This is a genomic window from Novosphingobium sp. BAM6 (genome assembly GCF_057784955.1).
On sequence record NZ_JBYNTR010000006.1, the window covers coordinates 88,798 to 111,080 of the forward strand.

The following is a 22,283-nucleotide window of genomic DNA, read 5'->3' on the forward strand; positions in this document are numbered from 1 at the left end:
CAGCGATCCCAGCTTTCGCTGGGATGACGGCATTATGAGAACGACCGCATCCCACCCATGCCTGCCGTCGCCTTGGACTTGGTTCAGGGGGCATCCAGCCGGTGACTTCGGCTTACGACAGGACGATAGCGCTTGCTGTTTGCGCATCCTCGCTTCGTAGCGCCTGACACGGGCCGCCCGCCCCCTACGTCTTGTCTTTCGGGAGCGCATGCCTTGCCGACACAAGCCCGTCTGAGGCATGGGGCAGCATTGTCGTCAGGAGATCGGGAAGCTGTGAACAGTCAAGGCAATTGGCAGTTGGTCTGGGGCGCGCTGGCAGTGCTTGTGGCGGGTTGCACGAACGCGCCGGTCAGGCCGGTCGCGTCGCTCCCGCTGCCGCCGGTCCATGCCAACGGGCAGGCCCTGTGGCGCATCGTCGATCAGAAATGCGTTCCGGGGCAGCTTCGTGCGGGCGATCCGGCGCCTTGTGCGGTTGTCTCGCTCGCCGAAGGACGCACTCGCGGTTATGCGGTGTTGAAGGATCGCGCCGGCATCGCCCAGTATCTGGTCATGCCGACGATCCTGATCTCCGGGATCGAGGATCCGCGCGTAACGGGACCGGGCGCAGCGAACTATTTCACGCCTGCCTGGAAGGCGCGCCATCTTGTGGAAGCGAGAGTGGGGCGGGCGTTGCAGCGAGACGAGATCGGGATCGCGGTGAACTCGCAATATGGCCGCAGTCAGGACTTGCTGCATCTCCATGTGGACTGCATGCGCCGGGACGTGCGCGATGCGCTGCACGATCTCGTCCCTGCCGTGGGCGATAGCTGGTCGCACAGGAAGGTGAGCCTCGAAGGGCGCAGCTTCTATATCCGGCGTGTCGGCGGCGATGAGGCCGTAGCGGCGAACCCCTTCGAGCTGGTCCGCGCCGGCTTTCATGTCCCGCAAGGCGAGATGAAGGCCTGGACGGTGTTGCTGACCGGTGCGGACTTTGCAGGGCGCCCCGGTTTCCTGCTGCTCGCCGCGCGGGCGGAGCCTGACCACGGCAACCGGGGTGCGTCGGAAATCCTGCTCGATCACCAGTGCGGTGTGGCGGGCGCGGCGGATGAGAAGGGGGCGGATGAGAAGGGTGCGGAGGCGAGGGCAGGTTCGAACTGACCGGGGGCGTCCTTGCGAGGTTCTATCGACGCTCGCGCCCGGTCCGGGGCATCCGGTCTTCCAGCCACTCGGGGCAGTTGGCGCCGGTGCCGTCGGTGTCCAGCCGCAGCATCCACCACCCGGCGAAATAGGTCGGATCGTAGGTACTTTCGCAAACCGCGCCGCAACGCGACGTCGCCTCGAACACCGTCATTGCGCGTGAGCGGTTCGTCGCGCGCGCGACGGTGGTGAAGCCGTTGAAGATCACCACATGCCCGTCGCGCAGCAGGATGTCGCCGGGGCGCAGGTCGTTGATGGTGCGCACCGGGCTGGGGCAGGCATGATCGGGGCCGGTCGGCACGGCATAGGTGCCCCCGTCGCGTGCCTTCACCGTGCGCGGGCGGACCATGGCCCCGGTCGAGCGGATGCGAAGGTTGAACACCCGCGCGACCAGCGCCGAGCAGTCTATGCCGAGTGGGTAGTTTGCGGTGTTCTCCTTCCAGCCGACGGCGCTTTCCGGCTGCCGCCATTCGAGCCCTTCGCCGATATGGCCGATGGGCGGCGGCGTTCCCGTTGCGCCCGGGGCATAACCGGCAAGACGCTTCGCAAAGCTGTCGACGAGATCCTGCCCGCCGATCGAATAGGGCACGGACCGAACCTGTGCGCCGGGCAGGACGCCGACCAGTTGCCGCGGGCGTACCCAATGCGCCCCGCCATCGGGATTGGGGCCATCGCGCACAAGGACCGGGAAATCGGGGCCAGTGCCGAGCGCACCGCTGGCGTCGGCGCCGATGCGGCACTTGCTGCGGCCTTCGCAGGGGCGGCTGTCGGCACCTTCGGGATAGTGCCAGCGAAACGCGATCTGCGCTTCGAGCGTCTTGCGGGCCTTGTCGTAGCCGACGACGGGGGTGGCGTGCGGTGCGGCGACGTCGGCCTCTTCGGGGGCGTTGCCGGGGGCGGGATCGTTGCGATCGACATCGAGCGGATCGGTGGCATGATGGCCATCCACCAGCGCGATGCGGCCCTGGCTGGCGTCCCCCAGGTCGGCGAGGTCGTAGCGTTGCAACTCGAAGTGGCCGCGCCCGGGTGCGCTATGGTCCGCCGTGGCGATCCAGATCGCATCGCCGCGCGGGCCGATGGCACCGGCTATATAGTCCAGCCCCGGCTTTTTGAGCAGCGTCGTGACCGGGATCGAGCGGTCGGGGCGCAGGGCGGGCACGTCGGCGACATCGATGCGCACGGTCCGTGTCGGGGTGCCGCCATCGGGTGCGAATACCCCGACGTATTGCGTAACCATCAGGCGTCCATCCGTGGCAGCAACGGCCTCGCCTTGAGACCCCGGTCGCGTGATCTCGCTCCACCACAGCAACGTGCGGCCCAGCCCAAGCTGCCCGACGAAGCGAACGGCGAAAACCTCGTGCCCATCGTGCGCAGGCACATGTGCGCGGTGTCCGCCGGGCAGTGGCCAGAAGGCGTCGGGGGTGGAGACCTTGCCGGACCGGATGGCGGGGGGCGTATCCGCGCGAGGGCGCACGGGCCCCATGGCGAAGCGGCAGGGGCCGACGATCTGCATCGCGGCGACGTCGGCCCGGGTGATCGTCATCGCGCGTCGCTCGCGCAGATCGTATCCGCCTTTTTCGTCGGGGCCATAGGGCTCGGCGATCAGGCGGGCGCCAGTGGCGGTATAGACGGTTCGCCCCGGCTCGAAGCTGTCGGGCATGAGGCAGATGGCTGGCGGTCGGTCGAGCGCCTCGGCTTCATAGCGGCGGATCTCGCGGTTCCAGGGATCGACCACCAGGATATATTGCCCCATGGCGATGACGTGGCTGGGGCCCGCACCGTCGGCGACCTCCCGCAGGAAAGCCCGTGCCTGCGGCGTCATCGGCGCATCTTCGATCTGCTGGGCCTGAGCGGGCAGCCCGCTCAAGGCGCTCAGACCCAGGCCGAGGCCGATATTGCGGAACAGGGCAGCGAGGCCGAAGGGAGGGGTCAATACGAAGTCCTAGTTGCGCGTCCGAAGCCCATTGCGCGGATCGGCCGACAATATGAGACGAAAGGCCGCGAGGAAAGGAACGGGCTTGCGAACGGAGATATGGAGCATCGCCGTATCAGCCTTCACTCGCCTGTGACATCCCACGCCTGACGGAGACAGGCCATCATCTTGACGGAGGCAGGGAAGGCCACCCCGAAACGGTTCGCAAGGGTATAGCCTGAAGGCAAAGGGCCGGGCCGTTCGCGATGGAGGCGCGGGATTGCGGCGCGCGCAGGTGCGTAATCGGCAGGAGCGCGATCAGGTGTCGTCTGGTTATATTCGTCTGACGTCCCGATCGTTCAGGCAGCAGCGCCATCAGCAAGGCCGGATTGTGAGCGCCTCGCCTGCGCCGCTCTCCAGCCTGTCGGCCAGTTCGCCGAGGCGCACCGCCGATCATTTCGTTACGGTGTCGGAATGCTTCAAGCGCAATCTCGTGGAGGTGGCGGGCATTGCGCCCGAGCGCATCACCAATACCTACCAATCGGTCGATATCCCTGCCTCGCTGCGTGACAAGCCTGATGAACAGGTGGCCCGTGAGGTGGAAGGATGCGCCAACCTTGGGTACAAGGATTACCTGTTGTTCTGGGGCTCGATCGAACCCAAGAAGAACATTGGCCGGCTGCTGGAGGCCTGTCTGGCCAGCCAGGTCGATGTACCGCTGTTGATCATCATTCAGGATCACGACGTCATCTTCGTATCGAATGCCCCGGCGGTGGACCTGCAGAAGTTCATCAATACGGTGTCGAGTGCCGCCGGGCGATGCGGCAATCGTATTTGCGCAGACCGCGCCTTTTTGGGCGAGCGCGAATGGCTTGCTGCGAGGCGCCTTGCGCAGATAGGCGGGGCCTGCCGCGCGCGTCATCACGATGACTCTCCGCAGCATTGAACTGGCACGCGTTTGCGCCTAGTCCTGCTGATTGGAAATTGAATTTGCATGGTACAATGCGGGTGAAGGATTGAAAAATGGCAGGTGCGGATAACCTTGAAGCGCGTGAGCGCGATGCCCTTCTGCATTCGCACCTCTCTCCGGATGAGGCTGCCGTTGAGTTTCATGAGTTCGAGTTTGCGCTTCACCATATCTCTGAAGCATTCTCGCGTTGGTCGTCTGCGGTCCACGAGTTTGTCAGCGGCGAATATCTGGCGCAGTCGGATGTGTCGGTGCTGCAACTGATCCGTATGAACGAAGAGCCCAAGAGCGCGGCCGACATCGGGCGCTATCTCAATCGCGATGACAGTTCGAATATCCTTTATGGATTGCGGAAGCTCGAAAAGGCAGGCCTGATCGAAAAAGGAGCCGGACCGCTGCGTCAGACCACCTATCAGGTGACGGCGCGAGGGATGGAAATTACCGACAGGTACGCCAAGGTCCGTAAAGAGGTTCTGCTCGATGCCCTGGGGTCGAGCCTCCAGAGTGAAGGCGAACTCGCGGCGGCCATCAAGACGATGTGGCGCATTTGCGGTTTCTACGAGCAGGGAACGAGATCCATTTCCGTCATGCGGGTGCTGCAGGGCGATCGCCCGAGCGACCGCGCCGGCGATTCCCGTGAAGGTGCTTCCGCGCAGGCCGGAACTCCCAAGATCATGCGCAAGCCGAGGGCGGCAAGCAAGGCGGGGCCTGTCAAGGCTCGCAAGGCGGGGTGAGTGATTACGTCTGTATGGAACACGGGCCTCCGGGGGGGTGTCGGGGCTTCATGGATGTGTGTGAATATGCCGTGCAAAATGCAAGTTTGAATCTTCAGTAAATTCATATTGACGCAGGCGTAATATTCCCCCGAGAATGCCGTCAGGGCCCGGCATGGCCGCAATCCGTCGTGCATAGCGACATGCGATCTGCCGACTTGATCATGCTGGAGGAGTTGCACTTGACCGATCGTCTCTCTGTCGCCGAGGCCAGTTCCGGCGATCTGTCGTTGCTGTCTGCTGCCAGTCAGGCGGACCTGATCCGCACGCGTGCCGTCTCGCCGGTCGAAGTCATGGAGGCGGTGCTCGTGCGCGCCGAGGCGCTCGAACCCGTACTGCATGCGTTTTGCCATCTCGATATCCCTCGCGCGCGTGCAGCGGCGCTGGCTGCCGAGGACGCTGTCCGGCGGGGCGAGCCGCTGGGGGCGCTGCATGGCGTGCCGATTTCGATCAAGGATCTGATCTGTACCGCCGACATGCCGACGGTAAGCGGTTCGCGGGCCTACGCGGGCTTTGTACCGGATGCTGACGACGTGTGCGTCGAACGTGTGCGCAAAGCGGGGGCTATCGTGATCGGCAAGACGAATACGCCGGAGTTCGGCTATGCCGGTGCCGGTAAGAACGCCGTATTTCCCACAACAGTAAACCCATGGGATATAACAAAAACGCCGGGCGGCTCCAGTGCAGGAAGCGCAGCGGCCGTGGCGGCGGGCATCGGCTCGCTGACGATCGGCAGCGATGGCGGGGGTTCGATCCGTGGTCCGGCAAGCTATTGCGGGCTATTCGGTTTCAAGCCTTCGTTCGGCCGGGTGCCGGCATGGCCGGGCTGTCGCGATCCGCGCCATCCGGGGATCAGCAGTTGGGAAAGCGTTGAGCATATCGGACCGCTGACCCGGACGGTAGAGGATGCGGCATTGCTGATGTCGGTGATTGCGGGGCCGGATGGACGTGACTGGCACTCCCTGCCTGCGGGCGATGTCGACTGGCTTGGAGCGCCGCGTCGATCGCTCGGAAAGTTGCGTATCGCCTATACTCCCGATTTCGGGTTTTCCGTGGTGGACCCCGAGGTCGTCGCGATCACGCGGGATGCGGCGCAGGCACTGGCCAGCGAGCTGGGCGCCGAACTTGTGGAAGATACGCCACCGTTCAAGGATATGTTCGACCTTTTTCTCACGATCATCATGCGCGACAGTGATCTGCGCGGGATGCGGGCTCTTCTGGAGGCCGGTCTGATCCAACTGCCGGGCCTCGTCATGATGCTGGAGCGTCAGTGGAGTGCGGAAGAGTTCACGGATGCGGGGATGGGGCGTCAGCGCGTTTGCAACCAGTTGGCCAGCTTCATGCAGCAGTATGATCTGCTGCTGACCCCCACGGTATCGTCTCCGCCCTTCGATGCGGCGCATTTCAATCCCGATGCTATAGGGGGTGTGCCTGTTGAACGGGCAAACGCGTCGCCGTTTACCTACCCCTTCAACTGGAGCGGTCAGCCTGCGGCCAGTGTACCGGCAGGTTTCACCGCTGCGGGCCTGCCGGTGGGTTTGCAGATCGTGGGGCGGCATCTTGCAGATGGCGCCGTGTTAGGTGCCTCCGCGGCCTTCGAGCGAGCGCGTCCCTGGGCGCATCTATGGCCTGAACTGGTGCTCAAGCATTCCTGAACGCCACCTCTCGATGGATTCTTAGCGTCGGCAGTCCCGTTTCTTGATTGACGACGCACGTCAGCAGAAACCGCGTGCGCTGCCGCGCTGAATCGTGAAACCTCCGTGGTGCGAGGTAAGTGAGGCAGACGTTTTTCGCTTTCCCGTACGCGATGAAAATGCATATTGAAGTTGAAAACACCATGCGAATCGCATTGTGAAAAAAGTAAAAGATCAGGGACTGATGCAAGGCACGCGGTCAGACCGGTTACGGCTCTGGGACAAGACGTTGCAACTTGGGTATGGCGCGGCGCGCCTGACGGGGATGACGCTGAAGCAAAGGTGGTGGATGCGCGCGCATCACAGCAGCGTGCCTGAACGATGGGGATTGATGTGATCACGAGAGCTCGAATTCTGGCATCCACGGGTGTTTCCATGCTGGCCCTTCTGGCAGCAGGCCTGCCGGTGGCGGCATATGCCAGCGACGCGGACACGACGACTGACGCCGCAACGTCGGCAGCCGGTGCCGCCGCATCTTCTGCGCCTGCCGGAGAGATCATCGTTTCGGCCGAGCGCACACATACCACGCTGCAAAAGGCAACGCTGTCGGTCACGGCCGTCAGCGCGGACACGCTGGCCAAGAACAATATCACCGAAATCGGTGGCCTGAACGGCCAGGTTCCGGGGCTGGTGGTGGCGAGTTCCAATGCTGGCGAGCGCAATATCGCCATCCGCGGCATCGGTCTTGGCACACCGGAGAATCCGCAGACCCAATCCGGCGTGTCCTACCACATCGATGGCGTCTACATTTTCAATTCGATCGCTGCGAACGCCGCGTTCATCGATGTTGGCCAGGTCGAGGTTCTGCGCGGCCCCCAAGGTACGATGTACGGTCAGGGGTCCACGGGCGGTACGATTAACGTGGTGTCGAACCAGCCGACGACGGATGCGGTTTCCGGTTCAGCCGATGTCGGCTACGGCAACTACAACTACATCAAGTCCGACGCGATGCTCAACGTGCCGATCACGGACACGCTGGCGGTGCGCGGCGCCGTGTCCTACGAGAAGCATGACGGTTATGCCCATGCAACGCAGGTGCCGGGCAACTCAAACTATTCTCTGAGCAATGCCAACCACCTGACGGGCAAGGCCTCGATCAAGTGGACGCCGACCAATGACGTCAGCGTCCTGCTGAGCACGATCCAGTATCGCGGTGACGATCACGCGCCGGAACAGAAGAACATCCTTGATCCCGATCCCGATGCCCGTGAAGTGACGCAGGACTATCCCGGTCGGAATTATGTTCGCACGCAGCTCTATTACGGCGTGATCAAGTACAACATGCCCGGCGTCACGTTCACGTCGACGACCAGCTACCAGAAGCTGAAGTCCAACCAGTCGTGGGACGGGGACGGTCTGGACGAGGAGCTTTATCTCGCGGATGCGGGGGCTGCGAGCGGCGGCGCCACCTACGATCATATCGGCTTGTGGCAGCAGAAGGCGACCTCCTGGACCCAGGAGTACAATATCGCCTCCGACACCAAGGGCCCCTTCAAGTGGATTCTGGGTGGTGTCTATCTGCACTCGGTCAACAAGACCTACATCAACGAATTCAGCGGCAATCCGGATAGCGCCGTCTACAATCCGCAGGCAACGCCGCTGCCAGCCGATACCGCGTGGGACGATCCTGCCGTCCAGACGGTTTACTATGGCGAGAATTCGCAGGTTACGCGCGAATCTTATGCTTTCTACGGTCAGGGTACTTACAAGCTGACGGACCTGCTCTCGTTCACCGCCGGTGTGCGCTACAACCATGACAAGTACAGCGGCATGAGCGACACCCTTAATGGCGGTGCTACCGACCAGACCTCCGGTGCCTATCTCCAGCCCGCGCCCACAGTGACGCACGGTGGCGGAAGGATGACGTGGAAGGCTGCGCTGGATTACCAGATCACGCCGGAAAACATGGTCTACGTCAGCTACACCCGTGGCTACAAGCCGGGCGGCATCAACAACAATGCGGCTGTTAATGGTTCCTACGTGACGCTTGGCAATGCCTACGGTGTGCAGGGTACGATCAAGGACGAAGTGGTCGACAGCTTCGAAATCGGCTCGAAGAACCGCTTTTTCGGCAACAAGCTGACGCTCAATGCTTCGGCGTTCTACTATCTCTACAAGAACATGCAGTTCATTAACGATGATCCGGTGCTGTTCGCCTATGGTATCAGCAATGTGCCGATGGCGCATATCTATGGCGCCGAGTTCGAGGCGAACTATGCGGTCACGCCGCACCTGACCCTGAATGGCAACATTGCCCTTGAGCATGGCACGTTCTCGGACAACTACGAGGCGTTGAGCGGCATTGCGTCCAGCGCTGCGCAGACCGCTGCGGGCTATGGCGGTACTTCCGGCTTTTACAGTAACTACTATGCTGCCTATCTGACCCGCCTCGGGGCATATCAGGATATCAAGGGCAACGATGTGCCGACGATGCCGACTGTTACCGGTAGCGGGTCGGCCGAATGGAACGGCGATGTCGGGCCAGGACAATTGCTGCTGCGCGCGCAGTACACCTACCGGGGCAAGTACAACTCCGATGTATTCGGTGAAATCAAGACTCCGAGCTACCAGACTGTCAACCTGTTCGCTCGCTATGCCCTGAAGGACACGGGGCTGTGGGTATCGGCTACTGTGACCAACCTCTTCAACGTAAATGGTATTTCGTCGCGCTTCACTGATCCTTACGGTGTGACGCACCAGACTTTCAATACCTACATCGCGCCGCGGCAGTTCATCGCGACAATCGGCTTCAAGTTCTGACAATAGTTTTCCGGGTGCCTCTCGATACCGGAAAGCTGAACGGCCGCCGCAGGAATGCGGCGGCCGTTCCTGTTTTTGCGGACTGCCGATTGCGGGGCTTCCATCAGGATCTGCAACAGGAGGCGTTGATATATGACATCTGACCCGCCGGTTTCTCCGCTGCCCGCGCTGGATCCTCGACGTTGCGCCTTGCTGGTGATCGATGTGCAGGTTGACTTCGTTGCACCGCATGGATTTTGCGCCAATGCGGGCGCAGACGTCACTGCCATGCCGCAGGCGATCGCGGCGATGCAGCGCAATCTGCATGTGGCGCGCAGCGTTGGCATGCCGATATGTTTCGTGCGTCTTGAGACCTCTCCGGAGACGGATTCTCCCGCGATGTTGCGGCATCTGGATCGGCAGGGGCGGTCCGGCGGAGCGGCATTGTGCCGCGTCGGTACGCATGGTGCGGACTACTGGGGGGTATCGCCGTCGCCTGGCGAGCATGAAATCGTCAAGACGCGCTACGACGCATTCCTCGAGACCGCGCTTGATGCCTGGCTTCGTCGTCAGGGCGTACAGGTTGTCGTGATCTGCGGCGTCAGCACGGACTGCTGCGTCGATTCCACCGCTCGTGCCGCCTTCCTTCGAGATTACGATGTGATCGTTCTGGCCGATGCCTGCGCCGCAGGCCGTGTCGCCGATCACGACGCGGCGCTGGCCGCTCTGGGGCGCCATGCCGCGCTGATCAGCGACAGCGCGAACTTTGCGGCCTGCCTCGCCGCTTCTGAGGAGAACGTGGATGTCTAACGCTGCCATGGTCGATCATCAGTCCGTGCGCTCCCCACGCGAGGACCGCGATTCTGGCGCGGGACGCACCGGATTGCTGTTCGGTGCGACACTGGGCAATTTTCTGGGCGTCACGTCGCAAGTCGCCATCCCGCTGGGAGTGTTGCTCGTGCCGATCGCGCAGGACTTGCACTGGAGCCGTACCTCCGTGGCGGTTGCCTTTACCACGCTTTCGCTGGCGCAGGCCGCTATGTGTCCGATTGCCGGATGGATTGCCGACCGCTTCGGCACCCGCCGCACTTTGCTGACTGGCTTTGCTGCACTTGGGTTGACCCTGCTTGCGGTGTCGGCAGCCCCAGCCTGGGGGCCGATGTTCTATGCCCTGTTTGCGCTGGCAGGCATTGTCGGCACGCTGGCCAGCACGATGGTTCTGGCAAAACTCGTATCGGAGTGGTTTCGCGAGCGTCGCGGTTTCTGGCTGGGGCTGGTCGGCGGCATTGGCAATGGTCTTGGTGGGATGATCATGCCGGGTCTCACGGGACTGATGGCAGTGGAGCTTGGCTGGCGGCTGAGTTTCGCCGCCATCGGCGGGACAATGCTGCTGGCAGGATTGCCGATCCTGTCGATGACCCTGCGCTCGCCGCCCGTTGCGAATGGTGCGGACGAGGAACCTGCAACCCTTGCCGGTGCGCGCTTTGGGGAGGCCATGCGCAGTCCGTTGTTCTGGGCGATCTTTGCCGCCGTGCCGATCGGCGGGGGCGCGCTGACCGGGGCCTTTGCCAACACCGTGACGGTACTGACGACGCAGGGTATATCGGCGACAGCAGCCACCGGGATCGTCACCGTGTTCGCGCTGGTATGCGTCGGGCTGGAGCCGCTGGCCGGGCATATGCTTGACGGTGCGGGGCGACCGCGACGAGTGGCGTTGTTCTATGCCGGTGCCATCTGCGGCCTGATCCTTCTGGCCCACGCCCATTCCGTTATTCCCGCGCTCGTTGGCGCGGCGTTGACGGGCATCGGTCTGGGCACGGAGTTCAGCGTGCTGCCTTATCTGCTCGCACGCTATTTCGGCTTGCGCGAAATGGGGGCGATTGCCGGGATCGCCTATGCCGGTGCGATGGTGAGCAACGCGATTTCGCCCCTTTTGCTTAACGGTGCCTATGATCGCTTCGGGTTTTATGCGCCGGGGCTTTACGCCGTGGCGGGGCTGATGGCGCTGGCGTTGGTGATCGTGCTGCTACTGCCTGCTTTCCCGCGCGCGGAGCGTTATTCGGGAACGTCGGCATAGATGTCGTCACCCTGTATCTCGACCGCGTAGACGGCGAGCGGTTCTTCGCAGGGGAGGCTGGCAGCTGTGCCGGTGATGAGATCGAAGCTGCCGAAGTGCAGCGGACAGATGATCCGTCCATTCTCGATTCTCCCACGTGAGAGCAGGGCCGTGCCGTGGGTGCACTGGTCTGCCGTGGCATGAAATGTGCCGTCGAGCTCGAACACGGCCACTGCGGGTTTGCGGCCACGGGCGATGCGTTTGGCCTTGCCGGTGGGGACATCGGAAGTCTTGCAGAGAAAGATCATGTGCGCTGGCCGATCAATTTTGTCGATTGCGGTGTGGCTATGATAGTGTAGAAAGCAATGCAATATGCATTGAAAAATGCATTCTTGGATTTGGGGTACAGGACATGGCGCAAGTGAAACGAGCCGCACTTCCCGATATGGTGCTGGATGACGAAGTGATCTCGCTGCTGGAGCAGCTCGATGCCAGCCAGGGCGACGTATCCCAGGCGATGAGCCTGCCGCCCGAATGCTACACCTCGGAAAGCTGGTTCGAGTTCGAGAAGCGCGCCGTCTATGACCGCGAATGGGTGGCGGTAGGCCATGTGGGCGCGATTCCCGATGTGGGAGACTACTTCACGCTGGAAATCGTCGGCGAGCCGCTGCTGGTGGTACGCGGCAAGGATAGCGAAGTGCGCGTGCTCTCATCGGTGTGTCGTCATCGCGGGCATCTGTTGGGCGAGGCGAGCGGCAATACCCGCAGCTTTACCTGCCCCTTCCATGGCTGGTCCTACGATCTGGAAGGCACGTTGACCGCTGCGCCCGAGATGGACGGCACCTTGCCGTTCGAGGATCTCAAGCGCACCGCCTGTCTTCCCACATTCCGCTCGACGATCTGGAACGGCTTCATCTTCGTCAACTTCGATGGCGAGGCCGAGGCACTGGCGCCGCGTCTGCAGGGGCTGAGCAAGCTGCTCGAAAACCACAAGATGGAAGAGCTTGCCTCGATCAAACCGGTCGAGTGGGCGGGAAATCCGTGGAACTGGAAGTTTATGCAGGAGAACGCGCTGGAGCCCTATCACACGCATTACCTGCATACCGGCATTCACGATTTCGCGCCGTCCAGCAATGTGCGCTTCACCGAGTGGAACGATCAGGACGATGCCGCGATCTACCGTGAGGTGCAGTTCACCCATATCGACGGTGGCTTCAACATTGCCGGCAAGGCGCTGTTCCCGGCGTTGCCCGACCTGACCGAGGAGGAACGCAGCCGCGTGGTGTTCGCAGGGGTGATGCCCAACCTGTTCCTGGGGGCGCAGGCGGATGTGGTGTTCTATTACGTCATCCTGCCGCAGGCTGCGGGCGACATCACCTTGCGCGTGGGTGTGCTGACCAGCTGGGACAACCTTTCGATCCCCACCGCCGATCTGCTGCTCAAGGGCACGATCGATGGCGTGGCCGTATTCAACGAGCAGGACACGGTGGCCAACATCAAGACCCACAAGGGCCTGAAATCCCGCGTCGCGCCGCGTACCCGCTGGTCGCCCAACGAGAAGACGCTGGCGCAGATGAACAACTGGCTGGTCAAGCGATACAAGCGCTATGCCGCCAGCCTCGTCCCGCATGCCGAAGCGGCGGAGTGATCGCGCGATGAGCACGGATACCATGCCCGGTCTTGCGGATTTGGCAGCAGAACTCGCGGCTTTGCGCAGTGAGGTTGCAAGGCTGTCCGCCAAGGATGAAATCACCGATCTGGTTACGACTTATGCGCGTTCGTGCGATGTCGGTAACGATCCGGTGCTGCTGCGTCCGCTGTTCACCGACGATGCGACATGGACCTGCAAGGGCTTTGGCACGTTCCACGGCGGCGGCGATGGTTGCGCGCTGGGGCTCAAGGCGGTGGCGGGCGAGAAGATCTGGTGGTCGCTCCACAACATGATCTCGGTGCAGATCACCTTTGATGCATCAGGCGATGGGGCGGGCGAGGAAGCGACTGGGTTCTGCTATCTGTGGGAAGCGGCGACATTGCCCAACGAACACAGCGGCGATGCCGAGGCCTACTGGATCGGCGGCACATACGACTTCCGCTTCCGTAAGGAGGGCGGCAAATGGCTGTTCAGCGCGATCGAACTGAAGCTGAACATGGCCAGCCCCTACTCCGAAGGCTGGGTGAAGAAGCGCTGGCCGGACGGGACGGCGAGCCAGCCCTATTTCGTCGATCTCAAACCTGGCGAGACGTATCTGTGGCGACAGGGCGGCCGCGAAGGCTCGGGCCTTGTCACCGGGACGGAAGCCGTGGATGCGGGGCGCAAGGTCACGCCGTTCACGGTGGACGAGCCGGGCCTTCAGGCGATCTGCGGCTGCGGTTATTCCAAGACCAAACCGTTCTGCGACGGTTCGCACCTCAATCTCAAATACGACTGGTCGCTGCTGGGCAAGACCGGTCCGGGAGACGCGTGATGACCACTCTGACGCTGCATACCGCGCCTCTCAAACCCGGCTTCGGCAGCGAGATCGCCGGCGTCGATCTGGCCACGGCGGATACCGCGACGCTGGCGGCGGTGGTCGCCGAGTTTCATCGCACCGGCGCGATCGTGCTGCGCGGGCAGGAGATGGGGCCCGCCGCCTTCGAGCGCTTCGCCAGGGCTTTCGGGCCTTTGGAAGGGCACACCCTTCAGGATTTCACGCTGCCCGATCACCCCGACATTTACGTGCTGTCGAACCGGGTGGAAGACGGGCGCCCGGTCGGCGCACACAACGACGGTATCGGCTGGCACACCGATCTGAATTACACCGCCGAGCCGACGATGTGCACGATGCTGCATGCGATCATCGTGCCGCCCGAAGGCAGCGACACCCTGCTGGCCGATCAGGTGGCGGCCTATGCCGCGCTGTCGCCCGAGCGGCAGGAGGAATTGTCGCGCCTCAAGCAGATCCACAGCTTCGAATATCTGGTCAATGCCCGCACTGAAGGGCGCAAGGCGGTTCCGCCCGAAGTGTTGCGCGCCAATCCCGATGTCGTCCATCCGCTGGTCCGCACCCACCCCGCCGATGGCCGCAAGGCGCTGTGGGTTTCCAGCCTGACGCCGGGCTTCGTGGGCTGGTCCACCGCCGACAGCGAACCGGTGATCGACGAACTGATCGAATGGGTGACCCAGGAACGCTTCGTCTACCGGCACAAGTGGCAGGTGGGCGACGTACTGGTGTGGGACAATCGCTGTACGCTGCACACCGGCACCCTGTTCGACGACACCCGCTACATCCGCGAGATGCATCGCATGTGGGTGAAGGGCGACCGGCCCTACTGATGCGGGAGGCGATCACATGAGCGTGCTGGTTCTGGGGCCGCGCGGCGTGGGCGCTTCGGAACATGGTGCAGGACATGGCGTGGCGCAGGCGCTGGCCTCGGCCCGCTTCGGATCGGCCACGCTGTTCGCCGGAGAAACGGCGGGGGAGGTCGGCGCAAGCGCGCTCGCCGCTGCGGATGTCGCGTTGATTTCTACGGACGAGGTGCAGGCCGAGGTGCGCGTCGTGCTGGCCTCGCTGGACAGCGGTGCCGAACGAATTGCAGCACTCTTCGCCAGCCCTGAGGCGGTGGCCTTGCGCAAGATCCTGTACGCAGGGCCAATGACTTCGGAAGCGGATCGCGCCGATGCGGCCGCCCTGTTTGCCCTGTCCGACATGCTGATCTTCACACGCCGCGATTTCGCCGCTTTCTTCGAGCTTGGGCAAGAGCCTCGCTCGGTCGAGGAACTGCTGGTCGTGCGCGAGGTGTTGACCCGTCCCAATCAGGCGGCGGTGATCATGCTGGAAGCCGAAGGCGCGATTGCTATCTGGGCGGACAGGTGGATGCAGTCCGCCGCCTTTGCCGCGGCTGCGTCACAAGGCCAGTCTGCAATTCCATCGGCGGCCTGCTTTTGCGGCGTGGTGGCGGCTTGTGTCGATCAGGGAATTGGCCCGGAAGCTGCACTGCGGTTTGCCAATGCAGCGATCTCGATGCTGGCGGGCGAGGGGCGTCCGATGCCGGAGCGGACTGCCATCGAGGCGCTGCTTGGAGATTTGCCCGTCGGCTGACGAACTGGTGCGCAGGATGCGGTTGATCGGATTCCTCTGCAGGTGCGTGCGAACTTACGCCGGGGGAAGTTCAGCGCGCCGTATGTTGGCTGCGCGTCAGGACAGGCGGATTGCCATTGTTAATAACCTATATGGTTGCAATCATCAGGGTTGTTGTGTCGTTACGATGAGGCTTCATTCGGGCGCGCCGGGACCGACCGCATCGACGACCATCTGCTGGAACCCGTGGACGCCGCCTTCCCAATAGGGGGACAGCCGCGTGGCGATCCCGGCCAGATCGCGGGTGGCGACGGTCGCCTGGGCGGCTTCCATGAACGGCTTGTCCTGCGGGATGACGCCCAGCCACATGTCGAGATTGCCCTGTCGTGCCTCGGCGAGCGCGGGGTCGCTCGCAGCTTCGCCATCGTAATAGAGGCTGATGTCCATCCGCGTGCGCTCTGGTCCGTCGGGCAGCAGCGTGCCCAGCATCACGTGGTCGGCAGTGACCAGCACCGTCGCGGTGGGGAACAGGGTGAGCGAATAGAGCAGCGGCAGCGGCTTGCCGTCATGCGTCTTCAGGTCGGGCAGGCGTGCGGTCCAGGCGCGGGCGTCGGCATCCTTGGTATGGGCGGCGCGCACGTCGACATAGCCGCCGGTATAGACCGGGCGGTGGACGCAGGCGGTGGTGTTGCGGAACAGGTGCGCTTCCAGTTGCGGATGGCCGAACGGCAGGTGATAGTCCTCGATCCCCGCTTCCATCGCGATCTTCCAGTTCGCCCGATAGGTGTCCTGCAACCGCTCCGCATGGCGCAGGCGGGAAAGGTCGTAGTCTGTCAGCAGCGCTTCCAGCGGGGCGATCCATTCGGCGAAGGGCGGCGCGGTGCCGTCGATATTGACGAACACCAGATCGAGCCAACGACCCACGCGGATCGGTTTGAGGCCCAGCGTTGCCTTGTCGAAACCTGGCGCCTGATTGATCTTCTCGCCGCCGATCTCGGGCATCGCCAGCAGGTCGCCCTCCAGCGAATAGGTCCAGGCGTGCCAGGGGCAGGTCAGTCGCGCGGCATGGGTGCAGTCCTGCACCAGCTTGATCCCGCGATGGCGGCAGATATTGTGGAATGCGCGGATCTCGCCGTCCTTGCCGTGGGTCAGCAGGATCGGCCAACCGGCAAGGTCCACTGGCATCATATCTCCGGGCTCGGGCAGCAGGCTGGCATTGGTCACCGCGCACCAGCTCGAAGGAAAAAGGCGCTCACGCTCAAGCGCGAAGAAATCGAGGCCGTAGAATGCGCCGGGAAGACCGAAAGAGTCGCCGATGTCGTTCCGGATCGCGGCATCGGCGGCGCGCAGCGCGGCTTCGGGGAAAGAGGCGGTCATGGTGCACTCCGATCCTGACATTACATGTAAAGTGCAATGATATATGCATTACAAATTGCATCAACAAAAATTCGGTGCAATCATCCGGCAGACAGACAAGGAGACAGCGATGACAATCGCGGTTCAGGACAGGACTGATTCTACCGGCAAGTACCGGCTGCTCGATGTACAGCCGCTCAACCCCACCATCGGTGCCTATGTAGGCGGCGTCGATCTGACCCAGCCTTTCGGGGAAGACGTGGCGGACGAATTGCGCATGGCACTGGCCGATCACCTCGCGATCTTTCTGCGCGATCAGCCGCTCGATTTCGCGGCGCATCGTCGCCTTGCCGCCGTCTTCGGCGAAGCACACGTCGCGCCCAGCACCAAGCCCTGGCGGGTGCCCGGTTTCGACGAGATCACCAAGATGCACGCCGACGAGACTTCCAAATATGTCGCAGGCGAAGACTGGCATTCGGACATGAGCTGCGACCCCGCACCGCCAATGGGCTCGCTGCTCTATCTCCACACGATCCCGCCGGTGGGCGGCGATACCGTGTTCTCGAACATGTACGCAGCCTGGGATGCGCTGTCGGAGCGCATGAAGGCGATGCTCGACGGCCTTCGCGCCGTACATGACGGCGCCAAGGCCTTCGGCGGTATCGTGCCCAGGGAAATGGAACTGCCTTGCACCTCGCATCCGATCGCGCGCACGCATCCGGTCACGGGGCGCAAGGCGCTTTATGTCAATCGCGGCTACACCACCCGGATCGAGGGTCTGCCCGTGCGCGAGAGCGAGGCGTTGCTCTCGTTTCTCTACGACCATGCACAGAACCCGATGTTCCAGTGCCGCTTTACCTGGAGTCCACATGCCATCGCGATCTGGGACAACCGCTGCGGCCAGCACATGGCGATCTGGGACTACTTCCCGCAAGTCCGTTCGGGCTTTCGCATTCAGGTCAAGGGGGAGGTGCCTGTATAACGCGGGTATCCGCATGTCTGTGCCTTCTGTTGCTGCGCTGATCGCCTGATGATGCCGGGACAGGCCGATACCCTGATCGCAGGGGCGACGATCATCACGCTGGATGACGAGCGCCGCGTCATCCGCAATGGAGCAATCGCTTTTTCTGGCGGCCGCATCGTGGCGGTCGGGGCACTGGCTGACCTTTCAGGAATCGCCGCCAGAGAGGTGATCGACGGGCGCGGTTTCGTGCTGACGCCGGGCTTAGTAAATGGCCATGTCCATATCACCGAGACGCTGATCCGCGGGATGATTCCCGAGGCGCTTGCGTTCGAGGAGGAGCTTGGCGAGTGGGTGCTCCCGCTCTACAAGAGCATGACCGCGCGCGAACAGGCGATTGGCGCACAGCTGGCGGTGGCAGCGATGTTGCGTACCGGTACGACGACGTTTCTGGAGGCCGGAACGATCCTGGCACTGGACGAGGTGGTGGAGGCGATCGCGCCGAGCGGCATTCGCGCGAGGGTGGGGCGCTGGAGCGAGGATCGCGTCTGGGAGCCGGGTGAAGATGGTTCGGCGCTGACCGACGCGACTGTCGGTGCCCTTGCCGCCGATCTCGCCCGCTATCCCGACGATGGTCGGCGTATCGCGGCCTGGCCCAACCTGATCGGTCACATGACCGCGACCGATGCCCTGTGGCAGGCTACAGCGGCCATGGCGCAGAAAACGCGTACCGGAATCTGCGCACATATGAGCCCTGTTGGCGACGATGCGGCCTGGTATCTCGCGCATAGTGGACGCAGGCCCGTCGCGCATCTGGCGCAACTGGGTGTCCTGTCGCCGGCGGTCAACCTCGTGCATATGGTTCATCTGGACAGTGACGAGGTCGCGCTGGTCGCTGCCAGTGGTGCCAGCGTCACCCATTGCCCCGGAGCGGCGATCCGCTGCGGCTATGGCACCACGCGCCATGGCCTGTTTCCCGAGATGGCAAAGGCAGGTGTGAACATCGCACTGGGCACCGACGGGGCGGACAATCACGACATGATGCGGGTGATGACGCTGATGGCCGGGCTGTTCAAGGATGCCCGAGAGGATCGCAGCCTGTTTCCTGCGCAGGATGTGCTGGCCATGGCGACGCTGGGCGGGGCAAAGGCAGCCGGGCTTGCAGGCGAGGTGGGCGCGCTGGTTCCCGGAATGAAGGCGGATATCGTCGCGCACGATATACGTCGACCGGAATGGCAGCCGGTCAATGACCCGGTCAACCAGCTGGTCTGGTCGGCCGACGGGCGCGGTGTTCACTCGGTGTGGGTTGATGGACGTCGTGTCGTGAACGGCTTCGCCTGCACGCTGCTGAACGAGGCGTCTCTTTATGACGAGGGGCAGGCACTGGCGGACGACATTCGCCGTCGGCATGGTGCTGCTCGATCCCACGTCGTGCCGGTGCCCTGACGGGCTACCGTTTCGGGTTCGAACGTCCCCGGGGCCGCGCTACAGGATCAAGCCCATCGCGCTTTCAGCCATATCGCGGTATCGGCGATGGCGCATCGTGCGACGGCAGCGCTGGCCATGGCTTCCAGGAAGCTATGGGTAGTGCCCGGATAGATGCGCAAGGAGGCAGGCGTTCCGGCCGCGTCCATGCGTGCGGCCATGGTTTCGGCCTGCTCGCACAGCACGTCGCACTCTGCGGCGATCAGCAGGACTGGCGGAAGTCCGGCCAGCTCGGTCTCCTGCAAGGGGCAGGCGGCCGGATCGGCAAGCGTCGCCCCGGTCCCGGTGTACTGCTGGAAGTAGTAGGCCATCTCCTGCCGGTTCAGGACAGCGCCGGGACCGCCGAATGCCGCCTCGGCCGCGTCGGACACTTCGGGGCCGAACGCGGGGTAGTTGGCGACGAGCGCGCGGATGCGGTGCGCCTGGCTGCGGGCCCGAAGGCGCAGCAGTGCGGCCAGCGCGAGATTGGCTCCGGCGGAATCGCCACCCAGCGCGATCCGCGCGGGATCGAGGCCGAGGTCGCCGGCATGATCGCCCAGCCAGTCGATCAGCGCTTCGAGCCGGTCGAGCGCGACCGGATAGCGATGCTCGGGTGCCAGCGGATAGTCGACGCCCAGCACCGCGCAGCCTGCGCTTTGGGCATATTCGCGCATCAGCCGGTCGTGGGTGTCGATGCTGAAATAGACGAAACCGCCGCCGTGCAGGTAGACCAGCACGGGCGTGTTTTCGTCGGCGATCCCGGCGGGGCGGTAAAGCCTGACGCGCAAGGGACCGGGCGCGAGGTCGAGCCTGATCTCGCGCGTCTCGGCCATTTCCGGCCCGCCCTGCCGCAGCGGCGCGCGTACGATTTCCGCCGCCGCGCGAGCGTCGTCGAGGCTCATCTCTTCGAGCGGGGGAAAGCGCGCCCAGTCGGCCTGCAGGCGATCGACGAAAGCGGCGATCTCGGGATCGAGCAAGCCGCTCACTGGCCTGATCTAAGATGCGCGTCGAAGAAGGCCAGTACGCGCTGCTGTACATCGAGTTGATGCGCAGGCTCGTGCATCCAGTGCGGTTCACGCGGATAGAGTACCATCTCGGCGGGCTTCCCCTGCAGGCGCAGGCCCCGGTAGAAGGCCAGCGCCATCGTGGGCGGCACGCGGGTATCGGCAGCTCCGTCCATGATGAGGACCGGCGTGTGCACCTTGTCCAGCAGACGCAGCGAGGAATGCGCATCGAGGCTGGCAAGGTTCGCCTGCGGTTCGCCGAAGTAGCCGGTGGTGAAATCGGGCGTGTCGGTGGCGCGCGCCATGATGCTCATATCGACCGGGGCTGCCCCGATCACTGCGGCCTTGAAGCGGTCGGAATGGGTGACGGCCCATGCCGACATGAAGCCGCCATAGCTCCAGCCACCGATGCCGAGCCGGGCAGGATCGGCGATGTGCTGCTTCTCCAGCATGTCGAGCCCGTCGAGCAGATCCTGATAGTCGGCTCCGCCCCAGTCGTTGCCGACCGCGCGCGCAAAGGCCGTGCCCTGTCCGTCCGATCCCCGGATATTGGGCAGAAGCACGGCGTAGCCATGCGTGGCCAGCATGGCCGCCCATTCGTGCCAACTGCCCATCCAGCCGCTCCACCACGCCCATTCCGGGCCGCCGTGGATCTGGACGACCGTCGGCAGCGGCATGCCTTCGTGGTAGCCTGGCGGGGTGACGAGCACGCCGTAGATGGTCCGGCCATCGCGGCTGCTGGGCCAGGAAATCTCGCGGACCTGTGGCTTCTTCCAGTTCGCGACCTGCGGATTGACCTCGCTGATCGGGCGCGCTGCGGGGTGCGTAGCGGTGATGTCCGCCACGCTCCAGACGTCGGCGGGACGATCGGGACTGGTCATGGCCAGCGCGATGCGCTTGCCGTCGGGACCGGCTGCCATGTCGAAGGCTTCACCGTCGAGATCGAGCAGCGAGGAGACCTTGCCGCCCAGCCCGATGCGGACCAGTCGCGAGCGGGTGTTGACGAAGACGTTGGCGAGGATCGAGCGGCTGTCGGGCGCCCAGACGAGATTTTCGAACAGGCCCGGATAGTCCTCGGCGAGTGCCGTGGTTTGCCCCGTGGCAAGGTCGTGGACACGCAGGCCAAGGCCGATGAACTGCGGCGGGTGAATGATGGCAGACAGGATCTTGCCGCCATCGGGCGACCACAGGATCGGTCCTGCCGAATTTTCGATCAGCGCAGGGCCCAGTTTGCCGCTGGCCGGATCGAGCAGTGCGATGTGCCCATGATAGAAATAGGTATTGATGTCCGTATGGTCGATCACCCGAAGCGCGATGCGGTCGCCCTTGGGCGACCACGCAAACCCGGTAACATTGGCATCGGCGGGGGACACGCGGCGCGCGGCATGGGTGGCAAGGTCGAGAATCCACAGGCGCCCGAAGGCCCCGTCCTTGTCGAGTACGATTTCGTCGCGACCGGCTGCGCGGTCGCTTTCCTGCGCAGGCGTATCGGGATCGGTGGCGATGAAGGCCAGGCTCCTGCCGTCGGGAGAGAAGGCGAAATCGCCGACGCCCGCTTTCATGGCGGTGAGCGGAATGGCTTCTCCTCCGCCTGACGGCATGATCCAGACCTGCAGCGTATCGGCGCCTTCGCCAGTGGCAGCGCGGGTGCCGGGAACGTTGGTCGTGAACGTGAAACGGTTGTCGTTCTTGCCGGTCAGCGGGTTGGCCCGGTTCGAGGCAAAGGCGATCCAGCGACCATCGGGGGACCATTTGGGATCGCGGTTCACGCCCGCGCTGACGGCCAGCCGCGACGGTCTGGCGCTGCCGTCGCTCGGCACCTGCCATATCGTCTGGTGCGGCGAATTGAATGTCGCCATCTGCTGGGTGACGGTGAAGAGCACGGTGCGCCCGTCGGGCGACATGGCCACCTGCCGCATGTCGGACAGGTCCATGATGTCGGCAGGCATGATCGGTCCGCCGCTGGCAACGGGTACAGGGCTGGCCGTGGCATCCGATGGTGCGGTGTCAGCCAGTGCCGGAACAGCCGCCAGCGTGAGAGCCGCGCTGCACAGCGCGAGCGAAAGGACGGAGCGCGGGAACATGGTGTCGGGTATTTCCTGTCGCGGTGGGCGTAAAACGCC

The 22,283-nt window shown here is 63.6% G+C and carries 18 protein-coding genes; 13 read left to right on the forward strand and 5 right to left on the reverse strand.

Annotated features, from left to right (window positions below; all coding sequences use genetic code 11):
• Nucleotides 1–273 precede the first annotated feature (273 nt).
• Nucleotides 274–1,137: a CDP-diacylglycerol diphosphatase gene (locus AC3EC3_RS15485; protein WP_488490495.1), complete on the forward strand. Its 864-nt coding sequence runs from the start codon at nt 274–276 to the stop codon at nt 1,135–1,137.
• A gap of 22 nt (nt 1,138–1,159) precedes the next feature.
• Here AC3EC3_RS15485 and AC3EC3_RS15490 read toward each other — a convergent pair whose 3' ends face one another.
• A complete protein-coding gene (locus AC3EC3_RS15490; protein ID WP_488490496.1) occupies nt 1,160–3,109 on the reverse strand; it encodes a hypothetical protein in 1,950 nt (649 codons plus the stop codon).
• A gap of 259 nt (nt 3,110–3,368) precedes the next feature.
• On the opposite strand from AC3EC3_RS15490, the gene AC3EC3_RS15495 reads away from it, so the two are divergent.
• From AC3EC3_RS15495 to AC3EC3_RS15520, 6 genes are all read left to right on the forward strand, one after another.
• On the forward strand, nt 3,369–4,034 hold the full coding sequence (locus AC3EC3_RS15495) for a hypothetical protein (RefSeq protein ID WP_488490497.1): 666 nt from the start codon (nt 3,369–3,371) through the stop codon (nt 4,032–4,034).
• Between the two features lie 77 nt (nt 4,035–4,111).
• The gene (locus AC3EC3_RS15500; protein WP_488490498.1) at nt 4,112–4,789 is read left to right on the forward strand and encodes a winged helix DNA-binding protein; all 678 of its coding nucleotides are present in this window, start codon (nt 4,112–4,114) and stop codon (nt 4,787–4,789) included.
• A gap of 203 nt (nt 4,790–4,992) precedes the next feature.
• Complete coding sequence (locus AC3EC3_RS15505) at nt 4,993–6,483, forward strand: amidase (protein WP_488490564.1); 1,491 nt, start codon at nt 4,993–4,995, stop codon at nt 6,481–6,483.
• A gap of 414 nt (nt 6,484–6,897) precedes the next feature.
• The gene (locus tag AC3EC3_RS15510) at nt 6,898–9,282 is read left to right on the forward strand and encodes a TonB-dependent receptor (protein ID WP_488490499.1); all 2,385 of its coding nucleotides are present in this window, start codon (nt 6,898–6,900) and stop codon (nt 9,280–9,282) included.
• 132 nt (nt 9,283–9,414) lie between these two features.
• Nucleotides 9,415–10,071 carry a cysteine hydrolase family protein gene (locus AC3EC3_RS15515; RefSeq protein WP_488490500.1) on the forward strand — a complete coding sequence of 219 codons (657 nt, stop codon included), beginning with the start codon at nt 9,415–9,417 and terminating at the stop codon, nt 10,069–10,071.
• Nucleotides 10,064–11,338 (forward strand): MFS transporter, encoded by a 1,275-nt coding sequence (locus AC3EC3_RS15520; protein ID WP_488490501.1) that lies wholly within the window; start codon nt 10,064–10,066, stop codon nt 11,336–11,338. The genes AC3EC3_RS15515 and AC3EC3_RS15520 overlap by 8 nt, the downstream gene beginning before the upstream one ends.
• Here AC3EC3_RS15520 and AC3EC3_RS15525 read toward each other — a convergent pair.
• A complete protein-coding gene (locus AC3EC3_RS15525) occupies nt 11,317–11,625 on the reverse strand; it encodes a non-heme iron oxygenase ferredoxin subunit (protein WP_488490502.1) in 309 nt (102 codons plus the stop codon). The genes AC3EC3_RS15520 and AC3EC3_RS15525 overlap by 22 nt on opposite strands.
• Nucleotides 11,626–11,729: 104 nt before the next feature.
• On the opposite strand from AC3EC3_RS15525, the gene AC3EC3_RS15530 reads away from it, so the two are divergent.
• The 4 genes from AC3EC3_RS15530 to AC3EC3_RS15545 are packed head-to-tail and all read left to right on the forward strand — an operon-like array spanning nt 11,730 to nt 15,396.
• Nucleotides 11,730–12,965, forward strand: coding sequence for an aromatic ring-hydroxylating oxygenase subunit alpha (locus tag AC3EC3_RS15530; RefSeq protein ID WP_488490503.1), 1,236 nt, complete (start codon nt 11,730–11,732; stop codon nt 12,963–12,965).
• A 7-nt stretch (nt 12,966–12,972) separates the two neighbouring features.
• Entirely contained in the window at nt 12,973–13,782 is an 810-nt protein-coding gene (locus AC3EC3_RS15535; protein WP_488490504.1) for a nuclear transport factor 2 family protein, read from the forward strand.
• On the forward strand, nt 13,782–14,630 hold the full coding sequence (locus tag AC3EC3_RS15540; RefSeq protein WP_488490505.1) for a TauD/TfdA dioxygenase family protein: 849 nt from the start codon (nt 13,782–13,784) through the stop codon (nt 14,628–14,630). Before AC3EC3_RS15535 ends, AC3EC3_RS15540 begins: the two co-directional genes overlap by 1 nt.
• Nucleotides 14,631–14,646: 16 nt before the next feature.
• The gene (locus AC3EC3_RS15545; RefSeq protein WP_488490506.1) at nt 14,647–15,396 is read left to right on the forward strand and encodes a ribokinase; all 750 of its coding nucleotides are present in this window, start codon (nt 14,647–14,649) and stop codon (nt 15,394–15,396) included.
• Between the two features lie 174 nt (nt 15,397–15,570).
• Here the strand turns inward: AC3EC3_RS15545 and AC3EC3_RS15550 are convergent, their stop codons facing one another.
• Nucleotides 15,571–16,752: an aromatic ring-hydroxylating oxygenase subunit alpha gene (locus tag AC3EC3_RS15550; RefSeq protein ID WP_488490507.1), complete on the reverse strand. Its 1,182-nt coding sequence runs from the start codon at nt 16,750–16,752 to the stop codon at nt 15,571–15,573.
• A 109-nt stretch (nt 16,753–16,861) separates the two neighbouring features.
• On the opposite strand from AC3EC3_RS15550, the gene AC3EC3_RS15555 reads away from it, so the two are divergent.
• Together AC3EC3_RS15555 and AC3EC3_RS15560 are read left to right on the forward strand one after the other, a co-directional pair.
• The gene (locus AC3EC3_RS15555) at nt 16,862–17,713 is read left to right on the forward strand and encodes a TauD/TfdA dioxygenase family protein (RefSeq protein WP_488490508.1); all 852 of its coding nucleotides are present in this window, start codon (nt 16,862–16,864) and stop codon (nt 17,711–17,713) included.
• 48 nt (nt 17,714–17,761) lie between these two features.
• Nucleotides 17,762–19,138, forward strand: coding sequence for an amidohydrolase family protein (locus AC3EC3_RS15560; protein WP_488490509.1), 1,377 nt, complete (start codon nt 17,762–17,764; stop codon nt 19,136–19,138).
• A 47-nt stretch (nt 19,139–19,185) separates the two neighbouring features.
• Here the strand turns inward: AC3EC3_RS15560 and AC3EC3_RS15565 are convergent, their stop codons facing one another.
• Entirely contained in the window at nt 19,186–20,142 is a 957-nt protein-coding gene (locus AC3EC3_RS15565) for an alpha/beta hydrolase (protein ID WP_488490510.1), read from the reverse strand.
• Nucleotides 20,139–22,244 carry a S9 family peptidase gene (locus AC3EC3_RS15570; RefSeq protein ID WP_488490511.1) on the reverse strand — a complete coding sequence of 702 codons (2,106 nt, stop codon included), beginning with the start codon at nt 22,242–22,244 and terminating at the stop codon, nt 20,139–20,141. The genes AC3EC3_RS15565 and AC3EC3_RS15570 overlap by 4 nt, the downstream gene beginning before the upstream one ends.
• Between the last annotated feature and the right edge of the window lie 39 nt (nt 22,245–22,283).